Origin of the sequence: Gemmiger gallinarum (genome assembly GCF_014982805.1) — a bacterium.
In the GTDB taxonomy this organism is placed as follows: domain Bacteria; phylum Bacillota; class Clostridia; order Oscillospirales; family Ruminococcaceae; genus Gemmiger; species Gemmiger gallinarum.
In genome coordinates, this window is sequence record NZ_JADCKC010000003.1 from 26278 (window position 1) to 43673 (window position 17396).

Consider the following 17396-nt stretch of genomic DNA (forward strand, 5'->3'; position numbering starts at 1 on the left):
TTCAGGATGACCTCCCAAAACGGTTCCCGGCGTGTGTCTGCCCCATACGCACAGAGGCGTTTTCCAGCCAGAAACACTGCACAATAAAATTTTACGGTAAACCACGCGCAGTCAGACTGTCACGCAATTTACCGTAAAATCAGGATTCTGTCTCTTGCCGGCATCCGCCCGGCGGCTCAGCCTGCTGTTCCGTCAGGAATCAGCCGGTGGTGTCGGTGGCCGCATTGAGGGCATCGGCTGCATAGGGATCCACATCATCGGTGTAGTTTTCGGGGAGGTTATCCTCGGTATAGTAACCGGTCAGGCCGCCGCCCGAGATGATGGAACCGGTAGACGGGTCAAACTGCTTGGTCACCACATCGTCCGCCATGGGGAAGTCCTTGTATTCCTTGTCGGCCTGGATTTCTTCCATCAGGGCCTTCCACAGAACCTGCGTGGGTTTACCACTGGTAACGCCGTAGGTGTCCATGGGCGTCGGATCATCAAAGCCCCACCAGACTGCGGTGACATAGTACGGTGTCATACCCGCAAAGGTAAAGTCCTTGAAGTCGGAAGTCGTACCGGTCTTGGCCGCTGCGGGCAGGTTGCTCTCCGTATCGGGGACCATGCCGCGGGCAGTACCGGTTTTCAGAACGTTCTGGAGCATGCGGTTCATGATGGTCGCCGTGGAAGGCTTGATGGCCTGCGTCGTGGAGATCCGCTTGGAGTTGTCCAGATACAGGTTGTCCTTCGAGTCGTAGACCTCCGTGAAATAATGGGGCGTAGTATAGGTGCCGTCGTAGAAGATGGTATAGGCCGCCGCCAGCTGGACCGTCGTCAGGCCGCGAGACTGTGCGCCCAAAACCAGAGGCGCATAATCCATGTCCTTCTCCGCATCCAGATAGGTGCACTGGAGGGTGTCGTGGGCAAAGTTGAACATCATCTCGGTACCGACCAGCTGGCCGATACGCACAGCAACGGTATTCAGCGACTGCTGCAGTGCGTCATAGGTGAGCACCGTAGCGCCGTCGCCGCCCGAACCGCCGTAGTTCTCCGGCCAGGAGCGCCAGACATCATCCCGGGCCAGTGTGCTGGCCGCGAAGGGGTCCAGATAGGAATACTGACTCTTCAGGACTTTCTTGTCCGCGGCTGTATAGATGCCAAGGTCGATCTGACGGGACGAATAGGTGGTCAGACCATTATCAATGGCAAGGCAGTAAGCCGCAATGGGCTTCATGGTAGAACCGGTCTGGTGGGGCTCGGTCGCACGGTTGAAGACCAGATCATACTTTTTCTCGCCCAGGCCGCCAACCACGGCAACCACCTGTCCGTCGTAATCCACAACGGCAGCTGCTGCCTGCGTACGGACCTTTTCATAGAAAATCAGAGTATTGGTCTCCTCATCCACCGTTGTCTTGAAGGCGGTGCTTTCATCGTCAGTATAGACCGGAATGGCATCCTGCCCAAAAACGGATACCATCTCGCCGTCAGAGTTTTCCTGCAGAGGAAGGCCATCCTCATCATAGGTGATCTCGCCGTCTGCCGGAATGGTCGTTTCGACTTCCTCATCATGCCACAGAGCCGGGAAGTACTCGTCATTCTCGTTGAGCATGAGAGTCTCCAGCGTGGACTGAACTTTGGGATCCACCGTGGCGTAGACGCGCAGGCCGCCATTGAGCACCTCGCTCCGGGCCTCCTGCGCCGTCATGTTGTAGGTCTCCATGATGGCTTCCACCAGGTCGTTATACAGCGCATCGGTGAAGTAGGAGTTGTTGGAACTGACCGTCGCGGTTTCGGTGGAGGAGGAACTTTCCACCAGGGTAATGGGCTCCGCGCTGGCGGCGTCACATTCTTCCTGGGTGATATAGCCCTGATTGCACATTTCCTGCAACACATGGTTGCGGCGGACGGTCAGGTTCTCAGGGTTATAGAAGGGGTTGTAGCTGGTGGGATTCTTGGTGATGGAGGCCAGCACGGCGCACTCACTCAGCGTCAGGTCGGATACCGTCTTGCCAAAGTAGGTCTGCGCGCCCACCTCCATACCGTAGATCTGTCCGGTCAGCGGGATGGTGTTAAGGTATGCTTCCAGAATGGTCGCCTTGCTGTACCGGTTGCACAGACCGATGGCGCGGAAAATCTCGCGGATCTTGCGCAGATAGCCGTCAATACCGCCCACATCGTTATCCTGGGTCAGGTTTTTGACCAGCTGCTGCTCCAGCGTGGAGGCGCCGGTGGTCTGACCGTAGATGGCATTGCCGGTGAATTCGTTCAGGGCCGCGCCGATGGTACGCTTGATATTGATGCCGGGCTCGTCGTAGAAGTTTTTATCCTCAACGGCAATGACGGCCTGCTGCAGATACAGCGGCATCTCATCCAGCGATTTCCAGATACGGTTGTCGCTGCCGGAGAAGGTGGCATAAGGCTCCCACTCGTTGGTGTCCTGGTTCAGGGCGTAGACGATGGTGGTTTCCTTAAGCTTCTGGTTGTCCAGGTCAAGCTCGGTGTCGTTGGCAGTGACTTCCACAATGTACATTGCCAGAATCACGCCCGCCACGCTGCACGCCATAATGCCGACGCAGAACAGGCAGACAAAGGTCCGCCAGATATATCCCCAAACGCTGTGGCGGCGTTTGCGGGGCTTTTTCTTTTTACCGCCTGCGGCGGAATTTCCGGCATTTTGTGCGGGATCAGACGCATTTTTGGCGCCGTCGACCGAGATATGCCGTTCTTTTTTGGGGTCTATGGGGACCGCCTCCTTTGCGGAAACTGTTCAACAATCTGACAAGGTATCCCCTGCCGCCCTGCGCAGTCACACAGTTAGCGAGGATACCATAGACTGAATTATAACACAAAGTATTGCCAAAAGTATAGGCGTCAAAGAAAAATTCACAACAAAAAGGGTTACCCCTCTGCCTGCACGGGAATACTGTGTGCAGCAACGTTATTTTTTTGCCGTCCTGTTCCGGTCGGCTGAAAGGGGCGCATTGACACATGCAAAAGGAACACAGAACAGGCTGGTGGCTGTATCTCTCACTGCTGGGAGCGCTGGCATTGCTGTGCATCGTGGCCGGAGCCCTGTGGTTCGCGCTGGGCAGCCGACCGCAGGCAGAGCAAAGCACCGGCTATCTGCTCAAGGACAACGGCGGGCATCTTGCCCTGTACACCGCCGACGGCACCGGGCCATTGGCTGAGTACGATATCTATACCAGTCTTTTGCCTGAAAACGACATTCTCGCCCTGCAGGAAGGCGTCGCCGTGGCTGACGAGGCGGAACTGCAGCAGCGGCTGGAGGATTACGGGCTGTAAAGCATTTATGCCTGCCGGCTCCTCACTCGTCGGCGGGAAGGTTGGGCCGGTCCTGGTCGCCGTCCGCCTTGAAGATGACAAAGCCATCCGGTTTGTTGGTAAAGTAGTAGTACTCGGTATTTTCGCGCAGAGGCGGCGACAGATAGTTGGGGATGACAGTGCCGTCCCCCGGCACACGCTCACAGAATCCTGCGGCACGCCAGATCTCCGCCGGGATGCCTGCGTTATAGCAGTCCATATACTCGGCGCCGGATGCCCGCAGAATGGCATCCAGTGCCCGGCCCAGGGTGGGCAGCACCTCGTCGGGACCGATATAGTCCACCAGGCGCACTACCGGCACACAGCCGGTCTCCTCCGCGGAAACGATGCGTGTGACCACATAGGCCAGCGGGCGGCCGGCTTCCATGGCCGCCCATACATAATAATGGAAGTGCGGATAGTAAAAATACCGCCGCCGCAGATACCACACATCCTTCTGCGGGGTATGGCCCGAAGCCGGGACCCCCAACGGGATCAGGTCCGCCGCCGTACGCACCGGAGTCAGGATCCTGCTGCTGCGCACCGGAAGAATGTTCTTCTCGGTAAACTGCGCCAGATGGTAGGACGGCAGATTGGCCAGGCGGTAATAATGATTCATGCGCTCAGCCTTCCACCCCAAAAAGTGATAGAGGGCACAGGTCGCGGCGCGGATGTTGTTGCAGGCCAGCACCCGGGCATGGGTAAGCTCGGGCAGGGCGTTCATCAGCTCCAGCCCCACACCGTTATGGCCCTTCTCCGCCACCCAGATGGAAACCCACACATCCGGAGTCGCCGAGGTGTTGGCCAGAATATACCCGGCCACACTGAGGAAGCGGCCGTGATGTTCCGCCACTGCAAACTGGGGCACGCCGCCCCTGCCCACATAATAATGGCGGTAGAGCTCTGCCCGGTTGATGAGGGGCAGTCTCATATCGAAATGGCCGTTGATGAAGTCGCGGATCGCGTCGTCCTCGCCCAGGCGTGCCAGGCGGTATACTACATCAGACAATGGCGGACCCTCCGGTGACGGGCAGCGTGACGCCGGTGATAAAGCGGGCTTCCTCCGACAGCAGGAATGCCATGGCCGGCACCACGTCGTCCGGCGTTGCGTTGCGGCCCATGGGATTGTCGGCAGCTGCGGCCTGAACGATGAGGTCGGGGGTATCCTTGAGGAAGTGGGTCTCCATCATGCTGGGCGCCACACAGTTGACCGTGACGCCCTGACGGGCATACTCCACGGCCAGGCTCTTGACCAGTCCGCCGATGGCACTCTTGGCCATGACGTAAGCTGCCGTGTTCTTGGGCGGGCAGCCAATGGTGTAACTGGTCTGGATGAACAGCACCCGGCCAAAGCCCGCCTTGGCCATTTTGGGCACAAAGACCCGGCAGATTTTGACGGCGCTGTGAACCTGGATCTCCATATCCCGGGCAAAGCGTTCCTCGTCAAAATTCTTGAAGCGGGTATTGACCACCGGCAGGGCCGGCAGATGGACAAAGTGAGTGGGTGCCGGAGCAGTCTGCTCCACCAGCCGGATGAAAGCATCCACCTTGTACATATCCGACAGATCAACGTCAAAAGGCCGCACCTGGCCGGGATATTTCTGGCAGAGGGGGGCGAGCTTTTCCACATCGCCGCAGCCCTGGGCCAGTACCAGGGTATCGGCAGGCGCGCCGTCCAGCAGGCGGGAAATCAATGTGGTGCCCACGTCACTGGTGGCACCGGTGATCAGATAGGTATATGCCATAAAAGGACCTCCTTGCTGTGCATCGGGACAGAGTGAAGAGACCTGCATGCCATAAAGCGTTGTGTCCGCCATGAAGGTTCCTCTCTCCCCTGCCGTCTGCGCATGTCTGAGCGCCGCAGGGCGCGGGCAGTGTTTCCTATATTATTTGGCAAGTCCCGCCCGGATGATTCCGCGCGTAACTTTTTTGCCGTCCTGGTTGGTGATGACCGCCTTGATCTCGGCCTCGCCCACCGCCTCGCTCACATGGGTGACAGTGCCCGAAACGGTCAGGGTATCCCCCACAAAGACAGGGCGGGCAAACTTGCACTCCACCCCGTGGAGCAGGCAATGCTCGCCGGGAAGATAAACACCCGCCAGCGTGGAGAAAAAGCTGGCCCCCAGCATGCCGTAGACCACCCGGCCCGGGTATCCCCGGCCTTTGGCATACTCCTCATCCACATGGATGGGCGAGCAGTCGCCGGTGAGGTTGAGAAAGGCATCCATCATCTCCTGGGAGATGGTGACGGTAAAGGACTGAGTCAGGCCGGGCTGCATCTCGGCCAGTGTATAGTGGTTCATGGGGGACCTCCTTGCGGGTCTTTTCCGGATACGGCAAAGGGCGGGCGCACGGCCCGCCCAAAGACTTTGTGTTCTGCGGTGAAAAGGCTCAGCCGACCATCCGCTTGACCAGGTCCAGCAGATCGCCCACATCCTTGAGTCCGCGGACATCCGCCAGCTTGAATTTGATGGAGAACTTCTTCTCGATGGCAGTCAGCAGATTGATCTGCTCCAGGCTGTCCCAGTCCTCAATGTCATCGGCGCAGGTGTCGCGGGTGATCACCAGGGTGTCGTCGTCAAAATTATCGCGGAAAATTTCCTGAACCGCGTCCAGAATTGCTTGCTCAGTCATTGGTCAACTCTCCTTAAGCTGTTTTGCCTGTGTTTCCTGTCCTTGGGGCAGAAAACGGTATTATACCGGATATAGTGTACCACAAACGGCCTGCGCAGGCAAGCCGAAGGGGGTTCAAACCGGGCCGGTTTCCCCGGTTTTCAGACTTCCGCCGGTTCCCCGGCAGGCTGTACCCCGTCCTGTTCCAGGCGGGCCCGCAGGCTGAGAAAATCCTGAAGCGTCATCTGTTCGGGACGCAGGCGGACATCCAGCCCCGTCTCCTCCATGGCCTGCAGAATGGCGGACTTCTCCACTTTGAGGCCCGACGAAATGGCATTGGCCGCCGTCTTGCGCCGCTGGGAGAAGGCCGCCCGGACCAGGCGGAACAGGCTTTTTTCCGCCTCGGGCGTCAGGTCGCCTTTCGGGGTTTTGCGCACATCCAGCCGAATGACCGCACTGGTCACCTTGGGCGCGGGATAGAAGCTTCCCGGCTGCACCGTGAACAGCTGGCGGGCCTGGGCATAGTAATCCACCGCATAGCTGATGGCGCCGGCCTCCCGGGTCCCCGGAGGGGCACACAGCCGCTGAGCCGCCTCCCGCTGGACCATGACGGTGATATTTTCCACCGGCAGGCGTTCTTCCAGCAGTCGCATGAGGATGGGACTTGTAATATAGTAGGGCAGGTTGGCACAGACCGCCACCGGACGATCACCGAATTCCTCCCGGATGAGGGCTTTCAGGTCCACCTTGAGGACATCGCCCTCCACAATGCGGACGTTGTTGTACCCTGCCAGCGTCTCGGCCAAAAGAGGCGGCAGGCGGCGGTCGATTTCCACCGACACCACCCGGGCAGCCCGCATGGCAAGCTGTTCGGTAAGCACGCCGATACCGGGGCCGATCTCCAGCACGCCCCACTCCGGCCCGATGCCTGCCGCCTCGGCAATGCGGGGGCAGACCCCCGGGTTGATGATGAAGTTCTGTCCGAATCCTTTGGACAGAGAAAAGCCGTACCGGTCGCACAGGCTGCGAATGGTGGATAGGTCGGTCAATGCAGGCACAAAGCCCACCTCCTGCTGGTCATTTGATGTAAAGTCTTACAGCTTGGCAGGCAGGAGCGTTCTCCTGCTCTGCGGCGCAAAAACGCGGCGAACCGCGCGCCCGCCACCGCGTTTGCCGCACACAATTCACCGCATTTTTTCTGTATGCGTCTCTACCGCAGAAATTCTGCGATGGGGACGGTTCCTTCTTTTCCGTTTTCCGGGATCATTGCCCGGTCAGAGCCTGCGCGGCGCTGACGGCACGGGAGATCTGGGGATCGGTATCCACCGTAAAGTCATAGTAGCTGCTGGCTTCATCAGCGGAGAGAGCCGCCTCGATATCGGGGGTAAGGCCGGTGCCGTTCCAGTTCTGGCCTTCATTGTCCAGGATCAGGCCCCGGGTGATGACGACGGCACTGCCATCGGACAGGCTCTGAGGATCGGACAGGACAACGCCCTTTCCCGCCGTGGTGGTGCCCACCAGCGTGGCGCCGCCCATCTTGCGCAGAGTGTTGGCGAACAGTTCGGCGCCGCCCGCCGTACCGGAATTGACAATGCAGACCATGGGCTGGGTGATCTCGGTGTCATCGGAGACACGCAGATCCTCCACCGTGCCGTCCTTGTACTGTCCCTGAGCCATCAGGCCGGAAGGCACGCAATAGTCCGCCGCAATGAGGGCGGAGGTCAGATTGCTGCCCGCATTGTTGCGCAGGTCAAAGACAAAGCAGGTGGCTCCCTGGGAGCGCAGGCTGTCCACCGTATTGCGGAACTCGGTACCGGTAGAGGTGCTGAAATCGTCGATGCAGATATAGGCACAGCTGTCACCGATCATCTGGCCGAAAACGGTGCCCACCGTATAGTTGGCCCGGGTCACATCCTGGGTGACTTCCTCCCGGCTGGGGGTCAGGTATTGGATGGTGACCACACTGCCTTCCTCTCCCAGCAGGGCAGACTGGATGGCTGAGGTATCCGCCAGATTCTTGACGCTGGTTTCTCCGATGGAGGTGATGAAGCCCCCTGCCTCAAAGCCCAGATCCTCCGCCGGAGAGTTGGAATAGACTCGGATGATGCGGGCATAGCCGGAAGAGGTATCCTTGACAACGGACACGCCGATGCCCATGAGACGGCCGGACTGGGTGCCCACCAGTTCATTGTACGCCTGCGCGGAATAGTAGCGGGCGTACTTGTCGCTGATGCCCAGCATGTAACCGGAGGCGATGGTATCGTTGAGGGTATCCTCATTGATTTCAAAATATTCGTTGGCACGCACATAGCGGTCGATCTCCGACAGCTTGTTGTACATGCGCTCCCGGTTTTTGACACTGGTGACGGTATTGTTGAACATATTCATGGACAGGACCATCGTAATTGAGAAGGTCACCGCCATAGCGATCAGCGTAACGGTAACCGCCACGCTCAGGCTGACTTTTCTGCTCATAATTGATTGTTCTCCCCTCTGTGCACGTTCTCACATCGCCATAAGCGACACAACAGCTGAGCCGAACAGCGTCACACACATCAAAACCGCAATAACCAGGCAGGTGACTCGGACAACGATTTTATGCTGTTTCATATCCAGACAAACCTTTCTTGTTCTGCGCCGTGTTTTCTCCGCGGCCGGAAATCAATAGGAAATATAGGGCAATACACTGACGCGCACACCGTTGACCCGCATCTCCAGATGCAGATGGTTGCCGGTGGAGTTGCCCGTGGTGCCCACATGGCCGATCAGCTCGCCCTTGCTCACCGTCTGGCCGACACTGACAAGAGGCTGGGAATTCATGTGGGCATACAGCGTGGCATAGCTGTTGCCGTCGTCCGCCGTGCCGTGATAGATCATGACATAGTAGCCGTAGCTGTAATGATAGGTGGCGTTGGTGACAACACCGTCCGCCATGGCGTGGATATCGGTGCCGCCGGGGGCCGCAAAGTCAGTGCCGCCGTGGCCGCCGTCGCCGAAGTAACAGGAAATGTACTTGTAGCTGTTGAGCGGGTTGATGAAGTCCAGCGAGCAGTGAATCTGCACACTGGTGCCGTACTGCTTGATCTGGGACTGCAGGTAGGAGTCATAGGCGTTTTCCGCCTCGGTGGCGGCCGCCTGGATCTTCTTCTGCTCCTCGGTCAGCGACTGGGCCAGCGCCTCCGACTCGGAGATGGTGGCGTCCTGCTCCTGGATGCTGGCCTTGAGTTCCTGATTTTTGCTGTCCAGTTGATCGCCCAGGTCGGACAGGGTGGCAAGGTTGGATTCCAGCTCCGCCTTGTCGTTTTCCAGATCCTGCTTCTGGTTGTTCAAGTCGTTGTACTCGGCATCCAGTTCGGCCAGAACTTCTTCATCCTTGGAGTAGATGTCCTCCAGCGTCTGCTGAAAGCTGAGCAGCTCATAGAGATTGGTCGCCGCGCTGAGCAGCGCGATGGAGCCGCCGTCGTTAAGCTGCTGCATGGCCTTCATGCGCAGCTTGAAGTCCGACCAGCGCTGGTCGATATCCGCCTGTTTGGCGTCGATGTCGGCCTGCTTCTGGTCGATCTCCTGCTGCTTGGCCGTGATCTGCTGATTGACATCGTTTTTCTGCGCCGTGATCAGGTCGATCTGGCTGGTGATCACGCTCTGCTGCTGCTCCAGCAGCTGCTTCTGTTCCTCCGCATCGGCGCGGTTGGACTCATTGTCAGCGATCTGCTGATTGATCTCCTCCAGCTGTTTCTGATACTCCTGCTTTTGCTTGAGCAGCTCGTCCAGCTTGTCGTCCGCCGAAGCCGGCACCGCTGCCGACAGCACCAGCGACACGGCCGCCGCCGTGCTGAGCAGGATGGAGATCAGGCGTTTCCAATTCCAGTGATGGATACGCAAATAGACATCTCCCTTTATTTTATGGATTGTCAAAAGCCGCGTCGTGATCAGTGCGGCACATAATTGAGCGGATTGGTCCGCACGTTGTTGACGCGCAGTTCCAGATGCAGATGATTGCCGAAAGAGTAGCCCGTGTTGCCCACATACCCCAGGGTATCTCCCTTGCTCACTGTCTGGCCGACGCTCACCGAAGCCGGCGCCTGCATATGGGCGTAGAGCGAAACGTAGGTGTTGCCGTCCTCATCGGCGCCATGGTTGACCATGACATAGTTGCCGTAGCTGTCATGCCAGGTAGCTGCGATGACCACGCCCTCCGCAATGGGATGGATGGGCGTGCCGCCGTAAGCCGCAAAGTCGGTGCCGGTATGGCCGTCCTCTCCGAACAGAGTGGTGAGGTATTTATAGGAGTCCAGCGGGCAGGAGAAGTTGAGGGAACACACAATGGGCGGCGTTCCCGCATTGTCCACCGCCTGAGCCAGCAGAGAATCCAGCTGCTGCATGGCCTGATTGTACTGCTTCTGAAGCTCCTTCTGATCCTCGGTCAAACTGTTTTCCAGTGCCTCGGCGGCGGAGATGGCTTCGTTCTGCTGCTGGGCACTGGCAACCAGCTCGTCCTGCTTGGATTCCAGCTGACTGGACTGGTCGGCCAGGGCGTTCATCTGGGTCTCCAGGTCCGCCTTGGCGGTTTCCAGCTCCTGTTTCTGGTTGTTGAGATCCTCGTACTCGGCGTTCATCTCCGCCAGGACTTCCTCATCCTTTTCGTAGATGTCGGAGAGAGTCTGCTGGAAGCTGAGCAGCTCATACAGGTTGGTGGCTGCACTGAGCAATGCAATGGAGCCGCCGTCGTTAAGCTGCTGCATGGCTTTCATGCGCTGCTTGAAATCCCCCCAGCGTTCATCAATATCCGCCTGCTTGGCGTCGATGTCCGCCTGTTTCTGATCGATCTCCTGCTGTTTGGAGCTGATCATATTCTGGGTATCGTTGATCTGGGTGGTAAGCAGCGAGATCTGATTCTGAATGGTCTGGGCCTGCTGTTCCAGCAGTTTTTTGGTGTTCTCCGCGTCCGCCTTGTCCGACTGGGCATTGGAGATCTGCTTGTTGATGTCGTCAAGCTGCTGCTGATACTGGGCGATCTGATCCCGCAGTTCCTGCTCGGTACTGGCCGCGGCGACCTCCGTCATGGAGGAGCCGATCACTGCAACTGCCATGACGGTGCTGAGCAGCACCGAAATCGTCTGTTTCCATCTGTTTTGTTTCATGCCGCCTGCCGTCCTTTCCCGCCGCAGCGTGGGTCATACATTCAGATGCTTGCGGATACTGGTGGCCGTACCGATGCCGCACAGCACAAAGCCCAATACCACAAAGCCGATTACAATATAGTACCAGACACTGGTCAGCGGCACCAGCTCGCCGCCGAACATCTGGGAAAAGTTGCTGGGGTTTTCCGCATACCATTTGCACAGGCCATAGTAAGCGCCGCAGACAATCCCGGATGCAATGGCCGCCGAGATCAGCCCGGATGTGGTGCCCTCCACAAAGAAGGGGAAGCGGATAAATCCGTTGGTAGCTCCCACCAGCTTCATGATGCCGATCTCCTTGCGGCGGGCAAAGACCGTGATGCGGATGGTATTATTGATGACCACAATGCTGACAATGGCCAGCACCGCCACCAGACCGTAGCTGGCATAGCTGACCACCCGCTGGATGGAGGTGAACGCCTGTGACAGCTCCAACGGTGCCGAGACAGTGGCAACCCCTTCGATCTGCCCCAGCTCGTCCGAGATCTGCTCCAGCTGAGAGATATCCTCGATGACAACGCGGTAATTGGCAGAGAAGGGATTGTCGTTTTCAAAAGCCTCGTACATGTTGGCGTACTCATCCAGCATGCTGCTGTAGGTGGCAAGAACATCCTCCGGGGAGACGTAGGTCACCGACACCACGCCCGGCGTGGCACGGATCTGGGAATCAATGTCCGCGATCTGTTCCTCAGACAGTCCGTCCTCCAGGTAGACGATGGACTCATTCTGTTCGCCGATATACTCCACAATGGCGTCCACATTGACACCCAGGAGATATGCCAGACCGATCAGCACCATGCAGACGGTCAGGACGCCCATGGAGGCGAAGGTCATCAAACGGTTGGCCCGCATGCTGTGCAGGCCCTGCCGTACCAAATACGTAAAACTGGAAAAACGCATACCGCCATTTCCTCCCCATCAATGTGCGTAGTCAAATTCTTCGGGCAGAACCCCGCCGGCTGCCTGATAGGCCTCGGCGACCTCGGGGTGGGCGGTGTCGGACACAATATGGCCGTGATCGATGGTGACCACCCGCTTGTTGAAGCGATGTACCAGCTCATGCTCGTGGGTGACGACCACCACCGTGATGCCCACGCTGTTGATGGCCGACAAAAGCTCCATCATCTCAAAGCTCATCTCAGGGTCGATGTTGCCGGTGGGCTCGTCCGCAATAATGAGTTTGGGACTGTGGGCCAGAGCACGGGCCAGGGCAACGCGCTGCTGCTCGCCGCCGGAAAGCTCGTCCGGCAGACGGTCCATCTTGTCTCCCAGACCGACCAGGCCCAGCACGTAAGGCACGCGCTTTTTGATCTGGCGGGTGGGAATGTTGGTGACCCGCATGGCAAAGGCCACGTTCTCATAGGCAGTCATGGTGGGGATCAGGCGAAAGTCCTGGAAAACAACTCCCATCTGACGGCGCATGTACGGGATCTTGCGGCGCTTGAGCCTGGTCAGGTCCTGACCGTTGATGATGACGGTACCCTCGGTGCATTTTTCCTCCAGAAGAATCAGCTTGAGGAAGGTAGACTTGCCCGCGCCGGAATGGCCCAGCACAAACACGAACTCGCCGTCGTCGATTTGAAGATTCACATCCTCCAGCGCTACGTTCTCGTCGTTCTGAGTCTCGTATACTTTTGTCACATGTTCAAATTCGATCATGTCAGTTGCTCCTGTTATGTCCCCTGCCGCTCTGTTTCCATCCATCCGGCGCCGGGCCGGATACTCCATCCTTCTGCCGCCGACAGGGCGCGGCTATACCCATTAAGCTTACCATGCAATACCGCCGCCCGTCAAGATGGCCCCTACCGGAGCAACCCCCGCTTTTTCTCGTAAAGACGGGAAACATTTAACTTTTGTTACAGGCTTGGACGAATGTGGAAAGTTTGTAAATTTTTTGTACAGCGCATCCTTTTTGCTGTATTTTAGCAGAATGAGACAGAAATTTCCGCCCCGGTGCCTCCTGTTTTGTGGAACTGCATCCGGCCGTGACAGCAATGGAAAAGGCGCCCCCGAAAAGCAGGGACGCCTTTTGAAACTGCAATGTACAGCCGGAAGGTCCGGACAATCAATACTTGGCAGGATTGGCCGAGAGATACTTTTTGACCATAAGCGCCACCTTGAAGACGATGGCATCGTCAAACTTGCGCAGGTCCAGACCGGTGAGCTTCTTGATCTTTTCCAGACGATAAACCAGCGTGTTGCGGTGGACGAAAAGGCCGCGGCTCGTCTCGGAAACGTTGAGGTTATTCTCAAAGAAGCGCTGGATGGTGAACAGCGTCTCGGAATCCAGCGAATCGATGCTGTCCTGCTTGAACACTTCACGCAGGAAAGCCTCGCAGAGGGTAGTGGGCAGCTGATAGATCAGGCGGGCAATGCCCAGATGATCGTAGGAGATGACCTGACGCTCGGTGTCGAATACCTTGCCCACTTCCATGGCGATCTGCGCTTCCTTGAAGCTGGCCGCCAGATCCTTGACATTGCCGATGGGGGTGCCGATGCCCACCACCGCCTTGATGTAATGCTCACCCGACAGGGTATCCACAATGGATGCCGCCAGCTTTTCCATATCCCGGGTGTTGTTGTCGGGCTTGATCTCCTTGACCAGAACGGTGTCCGTCTCGCTGATGTTGAAGACGAAGTCCTTCTGCTTGTCGGGGAACAGACCGCTGACCACATCATACGCCGAGATATCGTTGCCGCTGGTGACGCGGATCAGCAGGACCACCCGGGGCACATCGGAGACAAAGTGCAGTTCCCGCGCCTTGGCGTAGATGTCGCCGGGCAGGATATTATCCAGCACCACGTTCTTGATGAAGTTGGTCTTGTCGAACTTTTCATCATGATATTGCTTGATGCTCTGCAGGCTGATCGACAGCATCGACGCAAACTGCTCGGCGGTGGTGTCGGTGCCTTCCACAAAGACGGCATAGTCGTTGTGCTTTGCGCCGGAAAACTGATGATAGGCGTAACCGTCGCGCACAAAAGCATCGCCGGAGGTCAGACGCTGTGCAGCGAAGCCCTCGCGCACTTCACCGATCTGGCCCAGCTCGGAACAGGAAATGACAGCGCCGGTTTCGTCCACTACTCCGACAACACGGTCCACTGCATCCTTCATCTGGTATACCACGTTTTGGAATACCCTGTTTGCCATAACAGCCTCTCCTTACCTAGCAAAATGTACAAGTATCGCCCTGAGGCGACCTGCTGCTGCGGGACCTTGTGCAGTTTACCATCTGGAAAACCGCCGTCCGCAGGATTGTGAATTTTAACAAATACAAATACCTTTGATGTATATTTTACACAATCCGCTTGACTTTTGCAACATATTTTACCGAAACACTTTGGTTTTTCTTGTATAAATTTTTTGCCAGTTTTGAAACAGCAAAACGACAGCCCGGCCGATGGCAGGCAAAATCCGTCATTTTGCCCATAACAAAGCCGTTTGCAGCCGGTCTCGCCTTCACAAAAACAGCGGCACAGCCCTTTGGCTGTACCGCCTGTTTCACGGAAAAATCCGACTTTGTCTGCCGTCCGTCACTTCTTTTTCTGCTCTTCCATGGCGCCGGTGCCGCCCTCGACAACGCCGCGGCGCTGGAATACATAGCCAATGGTGCGGAAAAAAATGCTGCAATCCATCCCGAAGGTGACATGGGCGGCATATTCGCCGTCGTACTTTGCCTTGACATCAATGGGCAGCTCATCCCGGCCGTTGACCTGAGCCAGACCGGTCAGCCCCGGGCGCACATCGTTGGCGTGGACCTTTTCCCGGGCTTCAATCAGGTCATACTGGTTGTACAGGGCCGGACGGGGGCCGACAATGCTCATCTGTCCCGCCAGAATGTTATAAATCTGGGGCAGCTCATCCAGGCTGGTCTTGCGCAGAAAAGCGCCGCTCTTTGTAATGTAGGAATCGGCGTTTTTCAGCAAATGGGTGGGCACGTCATGGGGGGTGTCTCCCCGCATGGTGCGGAACTTGAGAATATTGAAATAGGTACGGTCCCGCCCCACACGGCGCTGGCGGAACATGACGGGGCCCGGGCTGTCCAGCTTGATCCACAGCGCGATGATCCCCATAGGAATTGCCAGTATAATGACCGCTGCCAGGGACAGGATAAAGTCCAGCAGACGTTTGATATAGTTCTGATACACGTGGATTCTCTCCCTTCCCGGCTGTGTCAGTCCGTATTGTTCCGGGTCTCGGCCAGAGCCTTTGCCACCTCTGCCTTATCCAGAACGCCGGTGTTGCCGTTGGCAGCGCTGACCGTATGATCCTTGTTCAAACGGCGGTTGGGATGGTAGCTGTGGACGATCTTCTGAAGCTGTTCCACAACACCCTCATCGTTCTTGTCAACATGCTGCTGCAGCTGCTGCAGCTCGGTGTAGAATTCCGCCAGATTGATCTGCATGGGCGGCGCAATAAAGATCTTATCGTGGGCTGTCTTGATCATCTTGTCCTGCTCCGAATCCAGCATCAGCTCCTCGTAGAGCTTTTCGCCGGGACGCAGGCCGGTGATCTTGATCTCCATGTCCACGTTAGGCTCATAACCGTAAAAGCGGATGAGTCTCATAGCCAGGTCCATAATACGCACCGGCTTGCCCATGTCGAGAACATAGATGCTGCCGCTTTTGGCCAGAGCGCCTGCCTGCAGAACCAGCTGGGCGGCCTCGGTGATGGTCATGAAGTAGCGGACGATATCCGGATGGGTAATGGTGACCGGGCCGCCCTGCTTGATCTGCTCCTCAAACAGCGGAATAACGCTGCCGTGGCTGCCCAGAACGTTGCCGAAACGCACGGCCATGCATTTCATGGTGGTGTTCTGGGCAAAGGTCTGGATCAGCATTTCGCAAATGCGCTTGGTGCAGCCCATGACGTTGGTGGGATTGACCGCCTTGTCGGTGGAAAGCTGCACAAAGCGCTCGACGCCGTGCTCCGCCGCCGAGGTCAGCAGGTTCTTGGTGCCGAAGACGTTGTTCTTGACTGCCTCCGCCGGGCTGACCTCCATCAGGGGGACATGCTTGTGGGCGGCAGCGTGGAAAACAACCGACGGATGATAGGTTTCGAATACCTCATCCAGACGGCGCTTGTCGCGGATGGAGCCGATGAGGGTCACGATGGGCAGGTCCCGGCCGTACTTGTTGCGCAGCTCCATCTCCAGCTCATAGGCACAGTTTTCGTAAATGTCGAAAATCAGCAGCTGGCGGGGACGGTAACGGATGATCTGGCGGCAAAGCTCGCTGCCGATGGAGCCGCCGCCGCCCGTGACCAGAACCACCTTGTCATGGAGGTACTCGGAAATCTGGGCGTTGTTGAGCTGGACTTCATCCCGGGAGAGAAAGTCCGCCGTGTTGAGCTCGCGCAGGCCCATGCCCCGGGAGGTGGGATTGCCGCTCTCGTCCACTGACTGCGGGTCAGAGAGCATCCGTACCCGGCAATGGGTGGAGTTGCACAGATTGATGACTTCACTCAGGCGATCGCCCTTGAGGCTGGGGATGGCAATGACGATCTCGGCAATATGGTACTTGCGCACCAGCTCCGGAATATCCGAGATGGTGCCACGCACCGGAACCCCCTGCACACGCAGGTTCTTCTTGGTCAGGTCATCGTCCACAATGACCACCGGATCGCCGAAACTGCGGTTTTTGTTTTTGCACAGATTGACTGCCCAGGCGCCTGCATTGCCCGCTCCCACAATGAGCAGGGGTACGGTATGTTTGCCCCGGCGGCGGTCCCTTTGCCGGTTCCGGGCCTGCAGGGCAAGGCTGCGTACCAGCCGCCAGAACAATCGGATGCCGCCCACAAAAGCCACATTGAACACCGCGCCGAGAACCAGCACGGTGCGGTACAGAACACCGTCCAGCATCAGGTCCACCAGCATGATAATGCCTGTTGCCAATCCTGACAAAAGCGTCAGCCTGGCCAGATCACGCATGCCGGCGTATTCCCACAGGATCTCGTACAATCCGCCGAACCAGAACACCAGCAGGTAGATCAGCAGGATATAGGGCATCCAGGGCGTCATGGTGTGGATAACGCCAATGCGCTGGTAGGCATCCACCCCGTCAAAGCGCAGCATGATGGCGATGAGATAGGACAGCACGATCAGCATGCAGTCCAGCGCCATCAGTGCCAGGCGGCGCGGCAGGCCCCGTATGATTTGTTTATTGTCTTGCTTCATCTGACTGTATTCCCCGTCCCGACGCGCGTCACGGCCAAAAAAGCCGACTTTTCCCCCGCCGCCTGTCTTCTGGCAGCTGCGCGTCCCATATTTTGAAATTGCCTGTGCAATATACTTTCTGGGC

The 17396-nt window shown here is 57.6% G+C and carries 16 protein-coding genes; 1 reads left to right on the forward strand and 15 read right to left on the reverse strand.

Features of this window, described 5'->3' with window-relative positions:
- Positions 1-199: 199 nt before the first annotated feature.
- Positions 200-2545, reverse strand: a complete 2346-nt coding sequence (locus INF35_RS09355; protein ID WP_193501848.1) for a transglycosylase domain-containing protein — start codon at positions 2543-2545, stop codon at positions 200-202.
- Positions 2546-2970: 425 nt separating this feature from the next.
- On the opposite strand from INF35_RS09355, the gene INF35_RS09360 reads away from it, so the two are divergent.
- Positions 2971-3285 (forward strand): hypothetical protein, encoded by a 315-nt coding sequence (locus INF35_RS09360; protein WP_193501850.1) that lies wholly within the window; start codon positions 2971-2973, stop codon positions 3283-3285.
- Positions 3286-3307: 22 nt separating this feature from the next.
- Here INF35_RS09360 and INF35_RS09365 read toward each other — a convergent pair whose 3' ends face one another.
- The 14 genes from INF35_RS09365 to INF35_RS09430 all read right to left on the reverse strand — a co-directional run bounded on the left by INF35_RS09365 (position 3308) and on the right by INF35_RS09430 (position 17272).
- A complete protein-coding gene (locus tag INF35_RS09365) occupies positions 3308-4312 on the reverse strand; it encodes a hypothetical protein (RefSeq protein ID WP_193501852.1) in 1005 nt (334 codons plus the stop codon).
- Positions 4305-5048 (reverse strand): SDR family NAD(P)-dependent oxidoreductase, encoded by a 744-nt coding sequence (locus INF35_RS09370; RefSeq protein ID WP_193501854.1) that lies wholly within the window; start codon positions 5046-5048, stop codon positions 4305-4307. The genes INF35_RS09365 and INF35_RS09370 overlap by 8 nt, the downstream gene beginning before the upstream one ends.
- A 141-nt stretch (positions 5049-5189) precedes the next feature.
- Positions 5190-5606, reverse strand: a complete 417-nt coding sequence (locus tag INF35_RS09375; protein ID WP_193501856.1) for a MaoC family dehydratase — start codon at positions 5604-5606, stop codon at positions 5190-5192.
- Between the two features lie 88 nt (positions 5607-5694).
- Positions 5695-5937, reverse strand: a complete 243-nt coding sequence (locus INF35_RS09380; protein ID WP_193501858.1) for an acyl carrier protein — start codon at positions 5935-5937, stop codon at positions 5695-5697.
- A gap of 140 nt (positions 5938-6077) precedes the next feature.
- Positions 6078-6974: a 16S rRNA (adenine(1518)-N(6)/adenine(1519)-N(6))-dimethyltransferase RsmA gene (gene rsmA / locus INF35_RS09385; RefSeq protein ID WP_193501860.1), complete on the reverse strand. Its 897-nt coding sequence runs from the start codon at positions 6972-6974 to the stop codon at positions 6078-6080.
- Positions 6975-7179: 205 nt separating this feature from the next.
- Positions 7180-8391 (reverse strand): S41 family peptidase, encoded by a 1212-nt coding sequence (locus INF35_RS09390; RefSeq protein ID WP_193501862.1) that lies wholly within the window; start codon positions 8389-8391, stop codon positions 7180-7182.
- 186 nt (positions 8392-8577) lie between these two features.
- Complete coding sequence (locus INF35_RS09395) at positions 8578-9798, reverse strand: murein hydrolase activator EnvC family protein (RefSeq protein WP_193501864.1); 1221 nt, start codon at positions 9796-9798, stop codon at positions 8578-8580.
- A 47-nt stretch (positions 9799-9845) separates the two neighbouring features.
- Positions 9846-11057 carry a murein hydrolase activator EnvC family protein gene (locus INF35_RS09400; protein ID WP_193501866.1) on the reverse strand — a complete coding sequence of 404 codons (1212 nt, stop codon included), beginning with the start codon at positions 11055-11057 and terminating at the stop codon, positions 9846-9848.
- Positions 11058-11090: 33 nt separating this feature from the next.
- Entirely contained in the window at positions 11091-11996 is a 906-nt protein-coding gene (gene ftsX, locus INF35_RS09405; RefSeq protein ID WP_193501868.1) for a permease-like cell division protein FtsX, read from the reverse strand.
- Between the two features lie 18 nt (positions 11997-12014).
- Positions 12015-12755 (reverse strand): cell division ATP-binding protein FtsE, encoded by a 741-nt coding sequence (gene ftsE, locus INF35_RS09410; protein WP_193501870.1) that lies wholly within the window; start codon positions 12753-12755, stop codon positions 12015-12017.
- 406 nt (positions 12756-13161) lie between these two features.
- Positions 13162-14247, reverse strand: a complete 1086-nt coding sequence (locus tag INF35_RS09415; RefSeq protein WP_193501871.1) for a PucR family transcriptional regulator — start codon at positions 14245-14247, stop codon at positions 13162-13164.
- A gap of 145 nt (positions 14248-14392) precedes the next feature.
- Positions 14393-14602, reverse strand: a complete 210-nt coding sequence (locus INF35_RS09420; RefSeq protein ID WP_193501872.1) for a hypothetical protein — start codon at positions 14600-14602, stop codon at positions 14393-14395.
- Positions 14603-14630: 28 nt separating this feature from the next.
- On the reverse strand, positions 14631-15245 hold the full coding sequence (locus INF35_RS09425; RefSeq protein WP_193501874.1) for a sugar transferase: 615 nt from the start codon (positions 15243-15245) through the stop codon (positions 14631-14633).
- Positions 15246-15271: 26 nt separating this feature from the next.
- A complete protein-coding gene (locus tag INF35_RS09430) occupies positions 15272-17272 on the reverse strand; it encodes a polysaccharide biosynthesis protein (RefSeq protein ID WP_193501876.1) in 2001 nt (666 codons plus the stop codon).
- Positions 17273-17396: the final 124 nt, after the last annotated feature.